General features: G+C 60.0%; 13 protein-coding genes. 12 read left to right on the forward strand and 1 reads right to left on the reverse strand.

The window, feature by feature from the left end; genetic code table 11:
- Window positions 1-5 precede the first annotated feature (5 nt).
- From B9Z48_RS03330 to B9Z48_RS03385, 12 genes are all read left to right on the forward strand, one after another.
- Entirely contained in the window at window positions 6-413 is a 408-nt protein-coding gene (locus B9Z48_RS03330) for a MaoC family dehydratase (protein ID WP_089961510.1), read from the forward strand.
- A gap of 23 nt (window positions 414-436) precedes the next feature.
- Window positions 437-1,267, forward strand: a complete 831-nt coding sequence (locus tag B9Z48_RS03335; RefSeq protein WP_089961390.1) for an SDR family NAD(P)-dependent oxidoreductase — start codon at window positions 437-439, stop codon at window positions 1,265-1,267.
- A gap of 10 nt (window positions 1,268-1,277) precedes the next feature.
- Window positions 1,278-2,429, forward strand: a complete 1,152-nt coding sequence (locus B9Z48_RS03340; RefSeq protein WP_089961507.1) for an acyl-CoA dehydrogenase family protein — start codon at window positions 1,278-1,280, stop codon at window positions 2,427-2,429.
- On the forward strand, window positions 2,426-3,481 hold the full coding sequence (locus B9Z48_RS03345; RefSeq protein WP_089961386.1) for a CaiB/BaiF CoA-transferase family protein: 1,056 nt from the start codon (window positions 2,426-2,428) through the stop codon (window positions 3,479-3,481). The genes B9Z48_RS03340 and B9Z48_RS03345 overlap by 4 nt, the downstream gene beginning before the upstream one ends.
- On the forward strand, window positions 3,478-4,263 hold the full coding sequence (locus B9Z48_RS03350) for an ABC transporter ATP-binding protein (protein ID WP_228769320.1): 786 nt from the start codon (window positions 3,478-3,480) through the stop codon (window positions 4,261-4,263). Before B9Z48_RS03345 ends, B9Z48_RS03350 begins: the two co-directional genes overlap by 4 nt.
- Window positions 4,260-6,212 (forward strand): long-chain fatty acid--CoA ligase, encoded by a 1,953-nt coding sequence (locus B9Z48_RS03355; protein ID WP_089961385.1) that lies wholly within the window; start codon window positions 4,260-4,262, stop codon window positions 6,210-6,212. Before B9Z48_RS03350 ends, B9Z48_RS03355 begins: the two co-directional genes overlap by 4 nt.
- Before the next feature lie 4 nt (window positions 6,213-6,216).
- Complete coding sequence (locus tag B9Z48_RS03360; protein ID WP_089961380.1) at window positions 6,217-7,101, forward strand: branched-chain amino acid ABC transporter permease; 885 nt, start codon at window positions 6,217-6,219, stop codon at window positions 7,099-7,101.
- Window positions 7,101-8,150, forward strand: a complete 1,050-nt coding sequence (locus B9Z48_RS03365; protein ID WP_089961377.1) for a branched-chain amino acid ABC transporter permease — start codon at window positions 7,101-7,103, stop codon at window positions 8,148-8,150. The genes B9Z48_RS03360 and B9Z48_RS03365 overlap by 1 nt, the downstream gene beginning before the upstream one ends.
- 74 nt (window positions 8,151-8,224) lie before the next feature.
- Window positions 8,225-9,424 (forward strand): ABC transporter substrate-binding protein, encoded by a 1,200-nt coding sequence (locus B9Z48_RS03370; RefSeq protein ID WP_146186227.1) that lies wholly within the window; start codon window positions 8,225-8,227, stop codon window positions 9,422-9,424.
- A 15-nt stretch (window positions 9,425-9,439) separates the two neighbouring features.
- Window positions 9,440-10,243, forward strand: a complete 804-nt coding sequence (locus B9Z48_RS03375; protein WP_233261005.1) for an ABC transporter ATP-binding protein — start codon at window positions 9,440-9,442, stop codon at window positions 10,241-10,243.
- 4 nt (window positions 10,244-10,247) lie between these two features.
- The gene (locus B9Z48_RS03380) at window positions 10,248-11,036 is read left to right on the forward strand and encodes an enoyl-CoA hydratase/isomerase family protein (RefSeq protein WP_089961373.1); all 789 of its coding nucleotides are present in this window, start codon (window positions 10,248-10,250) and stop codon (window positions 11,034-11,036) included.
- Between the two features lie 35 nt (window positions 11,037-11,071).
- Window positions 11,072-12,565, forward strand: a complete 1,494-nt coding sequence (locus tag B9Z48_RS03385; protein WP_108377117.1) for an AMP-binding protein — start codon at window positions 11,072-11,074, stop codon at window positions 12,563-12,565.
- A gap of 294 nt (window positions 12,566-12,859) precedes the next feature.
- Here B9Z48_RS03385 and B9Z48_RS03390 read toward each other — a convergent pair whose 3' ends face one another.
- Window positions 12,860-14,194, reverse strand: a complete 1,335-nt coding sequence (locus tag B9Z48_RS03390; protein ID WP_228769318.1) for a serine hydrolase — start codon at window positions 14,192-14,194, stop codon at window positions 12,860-12,862.
- Window positions 14,195-14,341: the final 147 nt, after the last annotated feature.

Genomic DNA, 14,341 nt, shown 5'->3' on the forward strand with positions numbered 1-14,341 from the left:
AAAACATGCCATCCAACATTCGCGTGGGCGACCAGCTGCCCGCATTGCAACTCGGACCGGTCAACCGCACCACATTGGCGCTGTTTGGCGGGGCCTCGGGCGACCACAACCCCATCCACATCGACATCGACTTTGCCCGTCGTGCGGGCATGCCCGATGTGTTTGCGCAAGGCATGCTGGGCATGGCCTGGCTGGGGCGGCTGATCACGCAGTGGATTCCCCAAGGGCAGTTGCGCCAATACGACGCAAGGTTCGCGGGCATCACCCATTTGGGCAACACCATCACCTGCACGGGAGAAGTGGTGGAACTGATGGAGCTCGATGGCGAGGCCTGTGCCCGCATCGCATTGACTTCGTCCAACCAGTTTGGACAAAACAAGATCATGGGCGAGGCCATTGTGGCCCTGGCCTGAAGAAAACAAAAGGAATATCAGTCATGACCAAAAAACTCGAAGGCAAAGTTGCGCTCATCACCGGTTCGGGGCGTGGCATCGGCCGCTCGATTGCACTCAAGCTGGCCGCTGAAGGCGCGCGCGTTGTCATCAATGATCTGGACGCAGCACCTGCTCAGGAAGTGGTGGATGAAATCCGCAAAGCTGGCGGTCAGGCCGTCGCCTGCGTGGGCAGCGTGACCGCACCTGATTTCGCCGAACGCTTTGTGGGCACTGCGGTCAGTGAATTCAAAGGCTTGGACATCATCGTCAACAACGCGGGCTACACCTGGGACAACGTGGTGCAGAAGATGACCGACGAGCAGTGGTACGCCATGATGGACGTGCATCTGACCGCGCCGTTTCGCATTCTGCGCGCCGCGCAACCGGTGATCCGTGCACTGTCCAAGCAAGAAAAAGACGCTGGTCAGACCGTGGTGCGCAAAGTGGTGAACATTTCTTCGGTCGCCGGTTTGTTTGGCAATGCCGGGCAAACCAATTATTCGACGGCCAAAGCCGGTATCACGGGCATGACGATGACGCTGGCCAAGGAGTGGGGCCGCATGAATGTCACGGTCAACTGCGTGGCCTACGGCTTCATCAAGACCCGCCTGACCGTGAGCGCCGAAAGCGACTCGACCGCCAACATCGATGGCCGCGACATCAAGGTGGGGGTCAACCCCGACCTCATGGCCGCCATGGAGCGCATGATTCCGCTGGGGCGTGGGGGGTCGCCCGACGAAGCTGCTGGCGCGGTGTACCTGCTGTGCATTCCCGAGTCCGACTACATCAGCGGCCAGACACTGATGTGCAGCGGTGGATTGACGGGGATCTGAGGCCATGAACATGCTGCCCCAGTTGCACCGCCACGCCTGGATGGATGCCGACATCGAGGCTTTCCGGGATCAGGCACGGCGCTACATCGAGCGCGAATTGGTGCCGCACATGGACGAGTGGCGTCGCCAGGGCTTCATCCCGCGCGAGGTCTGGCGGCCCTTTGCCGAACTGGGTTTCCTGCTCCCCGAGCTGCCCGAGATCTACGGTGGTGCCGGGGCCAACCTGGCCTACCAATTGGTGGTACAGGACGAGCTGGCCCGCGCTGAGGTGCCTGCCAACACGGCGGTGCACTCCATTGCCGTGCATTACATCCTGGACTACGGGACCGAGGCACAAAAGCAGCGCTGGCTGCCCAAGCTGGTCAGTGGCGAGCTGTTCGCTGGCATCGCCTTGACCGAGCCGGGCTGTGGTTCCGACCTGAAAGCGTTGCGCACCAAGGCGGTCAAGCAGGGCGATCAGTACGTGATCGACGGCGCCAAGACCTTCATCACGAACGGCTACATCGCCAACTTGCTGGTGGTGGCGGTGCGCACCGGAGGTGCGGGCAGTGGTGGTGTGTCTTTGATGGTTCTTGAGACCGAAAATTTGCCAGGCTTTCGGGTGGGCCGACGTCTGGAAAAACTGGGTCAACATGCCTCGGACACGGCCGAGCTGTTCTTTGATGGCGTTCGTGTCGATGCCGACCAACTGTTGGGCGAGCAAGAGGGCCTGGGCTTTCGCCAACTGATGAGCCAGCTGCCTTATGAACGCCTGTTGCTGGCCGTGCCTGCCGCTGCCGTGATTGAAAAAGCGCTGGAACTGACGGTGGACTACACGCGCAACCGCAAGGCTTTTGGGCAGAGCGTCTTTGACTTCCAAAACACGCGTTTCAAGCTGGCCGAGTGCGCCACGCTGGCCCACGTTGTGCGCAGCTTTGTGAACGACTGCGTGCAGCGCATGCTGGATGGCACCTTGGACAACGAAGCGGCCTACATGGCCAAGTGGTGGTGCACCGAGCAACAGGGCAAGGTGACGGACGAGTGCCTGCAGCTGTTTGGCGGCTACGGTTACATGGCCGAATACCCCATAGCCCGCCTGTACGCGGATGCACGCATCCAGCGCATTTACGGCGGCACCACCGAGATCATGAAAGACCTGATCGCCCGGAGGCTGGGTACATGAGCGCGCAGTTGAATGCCCCGCTGGTCGGTGTGCGCATCGTCGAGTTTGAAGGCATTGGGCCAGGCCCGCTGGCTGGACGCATGTTGGCTGGCCTGGGTGCCGAAGTTACCGTCATTGCCCGGCCACAGCAGGGGGTGGTCGCCGCGCAGTTGGCGGGCGGTGGCGACAACCCCATGCATGACGGCAAGACGGTCGTTCGCATGGACCTGAAACAAGAGGCATCTCGCCTCGATGCGCTGGCCATGGTGGCACAGGCCGATGCGCTGATTGAGGGCAATCGCCCGGGCGTGATGGAGCGCTTGGGATTGGGGCCTGCCGAGTGCGCCCGCGTCAACCCACGCATTGTGTATGGCCGCATCACTGGATGGGGGCAAAGCGGACCTTTGTCGCAAGCGGCCGGACACGATTTGAACTATGTGGCGCTGACGGGTTTGTTGGCCTTGTCAGCGCACCGCGGTGAGCGGCCTGTGGTGCCGCCCACGGTGGTGGGTGATGCCAGTGGTGCGCTGGGCCTGGCGTTTGGCCTGGTCAGCGCGGTGCTGGCGGCCCGCACCACCGGTCAGGGCAGCGTGGTGGATGCCGCCATTGTGGACATCGTGGCCATGCTGGGCGGCCTTGCGCACTGGATCCATGACAGCGGCCAGCTCGGCACAGAAAAGCCCAGCGCTTTTCACGATTCACCGTTTTACGATGTGTACCGCTGCGCCGATGGTGGCCACATCACTCTGGGGGCACTGGAGCCGCAGTTCTACGCACTGCTGATGAACAAGCTCGGTTTGTCGGACGTTCCGCTGGACAAGCAATACGACGTCAAGGACTGGCCCGTTTTGAAAGCCCGCATGACGGCCTTGTTTCTGACGCAGTCGCGACAGCACTGGTGTGCGTTTTTGGAGGGCACCGACGCTTGCTTTGCTCCTGTCTTGTCTCTCGATGAAGCAGCCCTTCATCCGCACAACGTCGCTCGCAGCACACTGACCCGGACCCCCTCGGGTGCGACACGCAGCCATGCCGCACCCCGGTTCACACCTTTGCCAGGAGTCACAAGCCCATGACTGATGCGCAGCGCCATTCGCCCATGCTGGAGGCTCGGGATATCACGCTCAAGTTTGGCGGTGTGACCGCGCTGGCCAACATCTCGATCGACATTGGCCATCAAGAGCTGGTGGCGCTCATTGGTCCCAATGGGGCTGGCAAGAGTTCTTTGCTGAATGTGCTGTCCGGCTTTTACCGCCCCAGCCAAGGTTCTGTGCGTTTTGAGGGCCAGGACATCGGGCGCTGGCCGGTGCACAGTGTGGCGCAAGCAGGCCTGGCCCGTACTTTCCAGGGCACACACTTGCTGCCTCACATGAGCGTGCTCGACAACATCCTGGTGGGTCGTTACATGCACATGAAAAGCTCACTGACCACCGCTTTTTTCTATTACCCGTTTGCGCACCGGGAAGAGCTGGCGCACCGCGCCGTGGCCGAAGAAATCCTGGATTTTTTGGAGCTCGAACACCTGCGGCACCACCCGGTGGGGACCTTGGGTTATGGCATGCGCAAGCGGGTGGATCTGGGACGGGCGCTGGCCATGGAGCCGCGCATGCTGCTGCTGGATGAACCCATGGCCGGTATGAACGTGGAAGAAAAAGAAGACCTCGCCCGTTTCATTCTGGACATCCGAGAGTCGCGTCAGATTCCGGTGGTGTTGGTGGAACACGACATGGGCGTGGTGATGGACATTGCCGACAGGGTGATCGTGCTCAATTTCGGCCGCAAGATTGCCGACGCCAGTCCAGCTGATGTGCAGCAAGACGAGCAAGTGATTGCCGCTTATCTGGGGGTGCACGCATGAGCGCAGACAAGCTATTCCCGCAGACCTTGCCGCAATGGTTGCTGCACAACGCCGCCACCCGCCCCGACGAGGTGGCGCAAAGGCACAAGCGCGATGGCATCTGGAAAGAATTCAGCTGGGCCGATGTGCGCGACGAGGTGCGCGAATTGGCCCTGGGTCTGCGTGCACGCGGCGTGCAGCGCGGCCAGACCGTGGTGTTGATGAGTGAAAACCGCCCCGAACTGTATTGGGCGGAATGGGCGGCTCAGGCCATAGGAGCCAAGGTCGTTGCCTTGTACCCGGACGCGACCGAAACCGAAGTGGACTATGTGGTGCAGGACGCGCAGGCGGTGTGCGTGTTTGCAGAAGACCAGGAGCAGGTCGACAAGGTACTGCCTTTGATGTCACGCTACACCGGCCTGCACACCGTGGTGTGGTGGGAGTCGGGCGGGCTCTGGTCCTATCGGCAAGATGGCCTTTTGGGGTGGGATGCTTTCAAGGCCCCGGCCCGACCCGCCAAGTCGGAAGATGCAGCCTGGTTTGAGCAGGTCATCGCTCAGGGACAAAGCAAGGATATTGCTTTGTTGTTGTACACCTCGGGCACGACCGGAGCGCCCAAAGGGGTGATCACGACACACGCATCGATGCTGCACAACGCCGACCTCATTGGTCAGTCGGTTCAGTTGCCTCAAGGCTGTGAATACCTGTCTTACATCCCGCTGTCCTGGGCCACGGAGCAGTGGGTGGGGGTCACCCTCGGCCTGATTCGCCCGATGCGGGTGAGCTTTGCCGAGCGGCCGGACCAGATTCAGGAAGCGATTCGTGAGCTGGCCTGCGAGATGGTGTTTTTTGGTCCACGGCAGTGGGAAAGCCTGGCAGCACGGGTGCATACCCGCATGCTGGATGCTCCGCCCTGGCGGCAAAGTGTGGTGGACTGGGGCCTGCGCATCGGTCGCTTGGCGCGTGCCGAGCAGATGGACACCACCCAACGCCCGTGGTGGGTGCGGGCGCTGTTGCCACTGGCCGATGCCCTGGTGCTGCGGCCACTGCGTGATCAGCTGGGGCTTCAGCGTGCCAAGATCGCTTTCACCGGCGGCGCGGCCGTCGCGCCCGACATCTTTCGTTTGTTTGCCGCCATGGGCGTGATGCTGCGCAACGTCTACGGTTGCAGTGAATTCGGCCTGGTCACGGTGCACCAAGGCAATCAGGCCAATCCCGAAACCATTGGCCAGTTGGTGCTCCTGCCCAGCGCCTGGGGCGAGCCCATGCAGTGGCGTCTGGCCCCCACCGGTGGGCTGGAGTTGCGTGGCGGTGCTGGGTTTGCGGGTTATTGGGGAAAGCCCGAAAAGAGCGCCGAAAAGATGAACGGTGAATGGTTTCAGACCGGTGATGCCGTGGGGCAGGGGCCGACACAGACCGAGCTGATCTATTACGACCGTGTCGAGCACATGAGCAGCCTCAAGGGCGGGCACACCTTTTCCAAGCAGTTCATCGAGGTGCGCTTGCGCTTTTCACCCTACATCCGGGAAGTGATGGTGGTGGGTGATGTCACCCGCGATAGCGTCACGGCACTGGTCAACATCGACGGCGATGTCTTTGGCCGTTGGGCCGAGCGCAAGGGGGTGTCTTTCACCACTTTCACCGACCTCTCGCAGCGTCCCGAGGTGTTGGCTCAGGTCGCGTCGGAAATCGCGCAGGTCAATCGAACCTTGCCAGAGGCGGCTCGCATCACCCATTTTGTGAACTTGCCCAAGGAGCTTGATGCCGACGAAGGTGAACTCACACGCACCCGAAAACTCAAACGCGATTTCATCGAGCAGCGCTATGGCCGCTTGATCGATGCCATGTACGCAGACCAGACCCAGGCCGCCATCGAGATTCCGATCCGCTATCAAGACGGACGAACGGGTGTGCTGCGTGCGGATGTCACCGTCGGGCGCATCGCCGCACAGCGGATTTCGGAGAACTGAACCCATGATCGACTTCTTCAACTACATCATCAACGGGTTCCTGCAAGGCCAGATCTACGCCTTGCTGGCGCTGGGCTTCATGGTCATTTACAGGGCCAGCAAGGTCTTCAACTTTGCGCAGGGTGAACTCATGATGCTGGGTGCCTACGCGGTCTGGACACTCACCATCGGTGCAGACCTGTCGCCCTGGCTGGCAATTCCATTGGCCTTCGTGTGCGCCATTGTTTATGGCTGGCTGATCGAGCGGCTGTTTTTTGAACGGCTGGTGGGGGAGTCGGTCTTTTCCATGGTGATGGTCACCATTGGTCTGGTGATCCTGATTCGCGGCATCGTGCTGGTGGTTTGGGGGCCTGCAGACCGTTCTTTTCCAGTGCTCTTGCCACCGGCTCCCCTGATCGTGGGGGACATGATCTTCCCCTCCAATCTGGTGATCGGTGCCTGTCTGACCTTGGTGGTGACTTTGGGCATGTCGTGGTTCTTCAACCGCACCCGTGCGGGGCTGACCCTGACGGCTGTGGCCGAAGAGCCCACCACAGCGATCTCGCTGGGCATCTCGGTCAAGCGTGCTGTCACCTTGGCCTGGATGATGGGCTCGGTCATTGCCACGGCGGGCGCCATCGTCTTGCTCACGGGCCGCTCCATCACCGTCCAAACGGCGGATGTGGCACTGGCTGCACTGCCTGTGGCCTTGCTGGCAGGCCTGGAATCCATTGGTGGGCTGATCTTGGCCGGTGCCATTGTGGGCATTGTTCAGGCTTTGGTGGCTGCTTATATTGATCCTGCGATCGGTGGCGCTGCGTCATCCATCGTGCCTTTTGTATTCATGCTGCTGATCTTGCTGGTGCGTCCCACCGGCTTGTTCGGTTGGCGCCATGTGGAGCGTGTGTGATGGACCCGTCTGGCGTTTTTTTTACCAACTATGCGGGCGACCGCTCCCTGATTCGTACGCGCGCGCAATGGGCCAGTCTTGTGCTTGTGGTGCTGGCCTTGGCGACTGCGCCATGGTGGGCATCCGACCGCTGGGTCAGCATCGGCTACACCACCTTCATCACGGCGGTGGCCGTGATCGGTCTGCAAATCTGCACCGGCTATGCGGGGCAGATCAACTTAGGGCAATCGGCGTTCATGGGGGTGGGTGCCTACGGCGCGGCTGTGGCCATGGGGGCCGGATGGGACGCGGCCGCGGCGCTGGTGATCGGGGGCGCTGGTGCGGCCCTGTTTGGCGTGATGTTTGGTTTGACGGCGGCGCGCATCAAAGGCTTTTACTTGGCACTCACGACCATCGCAGCGCAAGCCTTGTTCCACTTTCTGGTGCTGAATTTGCCTCAGTCCTGGCTGGGCGGTGCCGGTGGCTTGCATGTGGAATCCATTTCAGTGTTCGGCCTGTCCCTCGAAAACGACCGCGCCATTTACTGGTTTTCATTCGCTGTGCTGCTGATCATGACGGCGGGGGCCTTTGGCATCGTGCGCTCACGCCATGGCCGCAGCTTTGAAGCCGTGCGGGACGATGATGTGGCCGCCGGCATGATGGGCATACCCGTTGCCGCAACCAAGGCCCGGGCATTTCTGGTGAGCGCGTTTTTTGCCGGTGTGGCGGGCGGTCTGTGGGTGGTGGCCTTGCGCCATGTGTCCATCGAGCAGTTCACGCTCTTCAATGCCATCTGGATGATCGCCATGATGATTGTGGGCGGATTGGGCTCCATCGTCGGTGCGCTGATTGGCACCGTCATGATCCAGCTGGCCCGCGAGGGGGTAACCAGTCTGGGCCCGAGCTTCATGCAATGGGTGCCCTCATTGGGGCAAGACTTTGTCTTTGCCGCCATGAACGTCTTGTTGGGCACCGTCATCATTCTTTTCCTGCTTTTCGAGCCCAAGGGCGTGATGCACCGCATCCAGATCACCAAAAAGGCCTATCGACTCTGGCCCTTTCCGTACTGACCGTCATGGGGCGGCTTCTTTCACCACCACAGGAGACACACATGAGAAAACTGATGAATTGAACGGCACGCGCCGTGACGGCTGCAGGCATGGCTGCTGCAGCCATGGCCCCGGTTTCCGCGCAAACGGTTTACCAGGTGCCTGCCTTGTCGGATTACTCCGGCCCATTTGCCGCGATCATGCCGATGGTCGGACCCGGGCGCGAGGGCGTGGTGAACTGGTGGAATGCCGAAGTGGGCGCCAAGCTCGGCGTGAAGCTGGACATGAAAACCTATGACACGCGCTACGACACGGCCCAGACGGCCAGCCTCTGGCCCGGTGTGCTGGCCACCAAACCCCTGATTGGCTTGTCTTTGGGTGGGCCGGACGTAGCGGCTGTTCAGCAGCGCCTGCCGACCGACAAGGTGCCCATGATCTTGGGCTCTGCCGCCACAGGTTTCAGCTGGCGACCTAACCAGTGGGTCATGTCCACGCGGCCCACATTTGTGCATGAGTTCACCGGCTTCGTCGAGTGGTTCCAAAAGACCAAAGCCGGTGGCTCGCGCCCCGTCAAGGTGGCGATGTTCACCACCGAAGCTTCCCCCACTTTTGCCGATTTGGGCAAGGGCATCAACGCCTATGCCAAGGCCAACCCCACCAAAATCAATCTGGTGGAAATGGTCTATGTGGAGCCGCAGCCTGCGGACGTGACCCTGCAACTGCGCCGTGTTCTCAATGCCGGCGCTGAACTGATTTTGGTGCCCACCAATATCCAGCAGGCGGTGGCCGTCAAGCGGGCGATGCAGGCTTTGGGAAAGAACGTGCCCATGGCCTACAGCATTCACAACTCGCCAGCCATGCTGCAAAAACTGGTCGGTGGCATGGCCGCCATGGAGGGAGACTATGAGGTCCATTCCGGCGTGATCGCCACAGAGGAAGACAACGAGACCAAAAGGTTTTATGACATGTTGGTGGCCAAGTACGGCATGAAAGCACCCTGGCATTCGCTGACCACCGTGGGCATGAGCCAAGCCTTGGTCATGGTGCGCGCCGTCGAGACGGCTGCACGCAAGCATGGTGGTGACAAGCTGACCGGTGAGTTGCTTTACAAAACCCTGATTGATACCAACTTCTCAGGCAAAGACTTTTTTGGATACAGCGGTGGCGACATCGATTACTCGGTCGAAGCGCCGTTTCCAACCCGTGATCCACGCGTCAACATTGGCCAAGTGGTGGGGGGCAAGCTGACCACGTCGGCCACGCAGGTGCCCGTGCCCAAGCTTGCCAAGTGGTAAAGCAAGGCAGCTGCTGTGACTGAACCACTGATTGCACTCAACAACGTTGAGGTCCTGTACGCCGACGTGATCCTTTCACTGAAAGGCATCACGCTGGAGGTGGCGGCTGGCGGCTGTACGGTGCTGCTGGGCCCCAATGGCGCTGGCAAGAGCAGCACGCTCAAAACCATTTCCGGCATGCTGGATGTGGAGGAAGGGCGTGTGGCCTCCGGCAACGTGCGCATGTTGGGCCAAGAGGTCACCGGGCGCTCTGCCGAGCAGATGGTGGCCGATGGCGTGGTCCATGTGGTCGAGGGGCGCAAGGTGCTGCGCCACATGACGGTGGAGCAAAACCTCGTCGTGGGCGGGCATCGCCTGACACGCATGGCCGACGTGAAGCAGGGGCTGGAGCGGGTCTACGGCCTGATTCCCCGACTGGCTGAACTGAGAACCCGCACCGCGGGCTACCTTTCAGGTGGGGAGGAACAGTTGTTGCTGATCGGGCGCGCCATGATGGCGCAACCCCGACTGCTGATGATCGATGAACCTTCACTGGGCCTGGCGCCCATGATGGTCAGTGAAATTTTTGCGTTGCTTGCCAAACTGCGCCAGGAAGGTGTTTCTCTGCTCATTGTGGAGCAGCACGCCCAAGCCGCGCTGGACATTGCCGACCACGGCTACATCCTGGAAAACGGTCGCGTGGTGCTGGAGGGCACGGCCGCCGAACTGCGCGCCAATGAGGACATTCAGGAGTTCTATTTGGGCAAGCAGGCCAGCGGAGAACGGCGCAATTATCGCGAGGTCAAGCACTACCGTCGCCGCAAGCGTTGGTTGGGTTGAAGGCATGCCGACGCTTCACGGCATTGACTGGACGGCCGAGCCACGGGTGGGCAGCATCGTCCTCGATCGCGCAACACACCACAACGCTTTGGGATTCGACACCGCGTCCGCTTTGGCGCAGGCGATCGCTGAGGTGCTGGCCGCGCAACCGCGTGTGGTGGTCATCAAGGCACGAGGCCCCATTTTTTGCGCAGGGGGCGATATCCAGGAGTTCGCCAGCGCGGGTGATCAGTTGCCGCAGCTTGTCAATGACATCCTGGATCAACTCCTTCCGGCTTATTTGCAGCTGGCACAGGCGGCTTGCCCCGTTGTGTCCGTGGTGGGTGGACCTGTAGGCGGTGCGGGCATCGGTTTGGCCTTGTGTGGCGATTTCGTGCTGGCCAGTGACACCATGAAACTGCGCACAGGGTATTCAGCCATAGGCTTGTCCCCAGATGTCGGGGCGTCCTATTTTTTGGCGAGGCGCATCGGAGCTGTTCGAGCGCAGCAATGGTTGATGCTCAGTCAGGCCGTGGATGCACAGCGTTGCCTGGCCGCCGGTGCCGTCGATCAAGTCTTTCCTGCCCAAGAGCTGGAAGCTGCGGCTCAAGGGTTGGTCGGACAGTTGTGCCACTCTGCGCCTGCCTCATTGGCCGCCATCAAAAAACTGGCGACACAAGGGCCAGGCGTGTCCTTGCAGGACCACTTGCTGCTGGAGCAGCAATTGCTGAAAGCCTGTGCATCCACCTCGGATGCACGCGAGGGGATAGCCGCTTTCGTACAAAAAAGACCCGCTCTATTTAAGGGGCAGTGAGCGCCCGATTCTGAAGACGCCATTGAGATTCACAGATGACAACCATGCCAAACAGCCACAACACCATCATTGACCTGCTGGAGCGCAATGCCCGATCGCAGCCAGACAGCCCTGCGCTGATTTTCGAAGGCCACAGTTTCTCGCATGCCACTTTGCATCAAGCCGTGCAAAAACAGGCTGCAGCTTTGCATGCTGCCGGTGTCAGACGTGGCGATCGCGTGTTGGTGGTCAGCGGCAACCGCCCCGAGGTCTTGGTGTTGTTGGGCGCTGTGGCTTGGCTTGGAGCCATGCTGGTGCCGCTCAATCTTCGTCTGTCATCGGCTGAAATGGCCCAGCAAGCGCGTGATGCCAGTCCCTCCCTGCTCATTGTTGACGCAGGGTGTGCCTCGTTGTGGACAGCGGCATGGCCCGATGGCATGGCTGGTGTACCCCTTGAAACCCTGACCGAAGGCGTCAATGGGGCATTGGCCTGTGTGGGTCAATCCCAGGGTCATGTACCGCGTCAAGATGCACCCGATCTGGGGGTCATCATGCTTTACACGGCGGCGGTGGAAGGTCATGCGCGAGGCGCGGTTTTGTCCCAGGCGCAAATGCGCGCATCCGCCATTCAAACGGGTGGCGTGTGGTCACTGGGTGTTCATGACCGTTGGTTGGGCGTGCTGCCGTTGTTCCATGCGGCCGGTATGGGACTGGCTCTTGCGCTGCTCGAAGCGGGCGGTGCTAGTGTGATCTTGCCGCGTTTCGATCCCGTGGCAGCCGTCGCAGCTGTAGAGCGCCACGACATCACGGTGTGCGCCACCTTTGCCCCGATGCTGGGTGCCTTGCTGGATACGGCAACGCAAAACCTTGACGGTGCGGCGTCACTGGCCAGTTTGCGCGTGTGCATGGGGTTAGAGCCCCCTGACGTGATTGGCCGATTGGCCGCGCTGTGCCCTGCTGCCAAATTCTGGTCGGCCTACGGTCAGGCCGAGGTGTCCAGCATGGTTTGTCTGGGTTTGCAAAGTGAGCGCCCGGGCGCCGCCGGTCGACCCATGGCGCCGACCGAAGTGCGGGTGCAAGATGCGGCAGGTTGTGCCTTGGCCACAGGACTCGAAGGCGAGATTGCCGTTCGAGGTCCGACCGTGTTTCTGGGGTATTGGGAGCCTGAAACCCAGCGGCCGTTCAAACCGACTGACCCTTGGCACCGCACAGGAGATCTTGGACGCATCGATGAGGACGGTTGGCTGTGGTTTACCGGTCGCACGGCCCATAAACAACTCATCAAGACGGGTGGGGAAAATGTTTATCCGGCCGAGGTGGAGCAAGTCTTACTCGAACATACTGCCGTGGCCGAAGCCTTTGTCTTCGGCAAGCCAGACGACAAATGGGGTGAGGCCGTACACGCAGTTTGTTCCCTGAAAACCGGGTCAAACGTTGCGGCGGCAGAACTGCTGAATTTCCTCGATACGCGCATTGCCCGTTACAAGAAACCGCAAAGCTTGGCCTTTCTCCCTGCGCCGTTGCACCGTAGCACCCATGTGTCAACATGAACTCCCGATACGGTTGCCCTTGCATTAAAGAACATCTGCAATAGCCAATACAGGACAGGGATCGCCTTGGCCGACAAGAGTCGGCGAGTGGATTGCTTCAAGTGTCTGCTCCCGCTGCAAAGCACGCTCAGCTTTCGCTGGCCTCCAAGCCCGAAGGCGTGAGCCCGATAGCTGAAACGTCATCGAGCGTCAACAACGCGCGTCATGCCCATCAAGTCATCACATCGCTCACGCCCAAGCGGATTGACAGGCCCCCAAAAGCCAAGCCCAACTTGACGCTGGGCTTGGCTTGTCTCAATTGACAATGGCTTGAGAAACCAGGTTCTTCATCAGTCTGCGGTAGCTGGCACGCAATGGACTGGGGGACTGTGTCATGTAGACGGCGCACAATTTTTCTTTGGGTTCAGCCCAGAAAAAAGTCCCCGCAAAGCCAGCCCACATGAACTCGCCCGCCGAGCCGTGCACCGGGGCAATGCCGTCTTGTGATCGAACCAGAAAACCCAGTCCAAACGTGTAACCGTTGGTCCCCAACAAGAGTTGACCCGGGTTGGTGGTCGTGTTGATGGCGGTGCCAAGGTGGTCGGCCGTCATCAGCCGCACGGTAGAGGGCGACAGAATCCGGGCACCGTCCAGTGATCCGCCATTCAACATGGCTTGGCAATACCGCAAGTAGTCGCCCGCTGTGCCCACACCGCCAGCACCGCCCGAGTCATTGCCGGGTACTTTGGAAACGTCGATCAAAACGTTGGGCGCACCCGTCAAGGGGTCTTTGGCAAACGCCTCAGCCAAACGCGAGGCATTGGCCGCAGGAACATGAAAACCTGTGTCCTTCATTTTGAGGGGCCCAAACATGCGCTCGTTCATGAAGTCATTCAGGCGTTTGCCACTGACGGCTTCAACAACACGACCCTGAATATCCACAGACAAGGAGTATTCCCAGGTCGTTCCGGGTTGCTGAGCCAGAGGCGCTTTGCCGACACCCTCCGACATTTCATTGGGTGTCACACCCCGTGCATCAAACGGGACACTGGGAAGAAAAACTTTGGCTTTGGTGTACGCGTCTTTGACGGGCGTATTGGCGGTGAGTTCGCCATACGCAATGCCCGAGGTGTGCCTCAACAAGTCTTGAATCGTGGGCTCACTGTTGGCAGGCACCATTTTGAAGGTCACCGCACCCGATACGGGATGGATGGACGGAACACTGACTTGGGGGTTTTTGAAAGCAGGCAGAAATTTGGAGACGGGATCTGTGAGTTGAACTTTCCCGTCTTCCACCAGCATCATGAGTGCCGTGGACACCAGCGGTTTGGTCATCGAATAGATTCTGAAGATCGAATCTTCTTTCATGTCACCGCCACCCGCTTGGCCTGTTTTGCCAAACGCCTCCGAATAGACCAGCTTGCCATTGCGAGCAATCATCACCACTGCGCCGGGCAACCGATTGCTGGAAACCTCTTGCTTCATGGTCGCAGACAGCACTGCCAAGCGTTCTTTGGACATTCCTACAGATTCCGGTGAAGCTTTGGGCAAGGCTTGCGCCAGTGCAGATTGCGCGAGAAACAAAGCAGCGCCAGCCATGAGCAAACTGGGTTTGAATGAAATCTGTTTTTTCTTCAACGTGACGGTCATGTGTGTCTCCAAAAAATGTGTGTGATGAGGTTTGTGAATCCAGTTCAAAATCCTGAAAAAACACCAATGCACTGAACTCGCCATCATCTTGTTGGGTGAATACGCATCAATATGTCGCTTTCGTTACATGGGTTTTTTGCGATCAAT

The organism is Limnohabitans sp. WS1 (assembly GCF_003063265.1).
Taxonomy (GTDB): Bacteria; Pseudomonadota; Gammaproteobacteria; order Burkholderiales; family Burkholderiaceae_C; genus Limnohabitans_A.

What these genes read in the sequence shown, in the direction of transcription:
- B9Z48_RS03330 (WP_089961510.1), top strand. Translation starts at nt 6, where the DNA reads ATGCCATCCAACATTCGCGTGGGCGACCAGCTGCCCGCATTGCAACTC.
- B9Z48_RS03335 (WP_089961390.1), top strand. Translation starts at nt 437, where the DNA reads ATGACCAAAAAACTCGAAGGCAAAGTTGCGCTCATCACCGGTTCGGGG.
- B9Z48_RS03340 (WP_089961507.1), top strand. Translation starts at nt 1,278, where the DNA reads ATGCTGCCCCAGTTGCACCGCCACGCCTGGATGGATGCCGACATCGAG.
- B9Z48_RS03345 (WP_089961386.1), top strand. Translation starts at nt 2,426, where the DNA reads ATGAGCGCGCAGTTGAATGCCCCGCTGGTCGGTGTGCGCATCGTCGAG.
- B9Z48_RS03350 (WP_228769320.1), top strand. Translation starts at nt 3,478, where the DNA reads ATGACTGATGCGCAGCGCCATTCGCCCATGCTGGAGGCTCGGGATATC.
- B9Z48_RS03355 (WP_089961385.1), top strand. Translation starts at nt 4,260, where the DNA reads ATGAGCGCAGACAAGCTATTCCCGCAGACCTTGCCGCAATGGTTGCTG.
- B9Z48_RS03360 (WP_089961380.1), top strand. Translation starts at nt 6,217, where the DNA reads ATGATCGACTTCTTCAACTACATCATCAACGGGTTCCTGCAAGGCCAG.
- B9Z48_RS03365 (WP_089961377.1), top strand. Translation starts at nt 7,101, where the DNA reads ATGGACCCGTCTGGCGTTTTTTTTACCAACTATGCGGGCGACCGCTCC.
- B9Z48_RS03380 (WP_089961373.1), top strand. Translation starts at nt 10,248, where the DNA reads ATGCCGACGCTTCACGGCATTGACTGGACGGCCGAGCCACGGGTGGGC.
- B9Z48_RS03385 (WP_108377117.1), top strand. Translation starts at nt 11,072, where the DNA reads ATGACAACCATGCCAAACAGCCACAACACCATCATTGACCTGCTGGAG.
- B9Z48_RS03390 (WP_228769318.1), bottom strand. Translation starts at nt 14,194, where the DNA reads ATGACCGTCACGTTGAAGAAAAAACAGATTTCATTCAAACCCAGTTTG.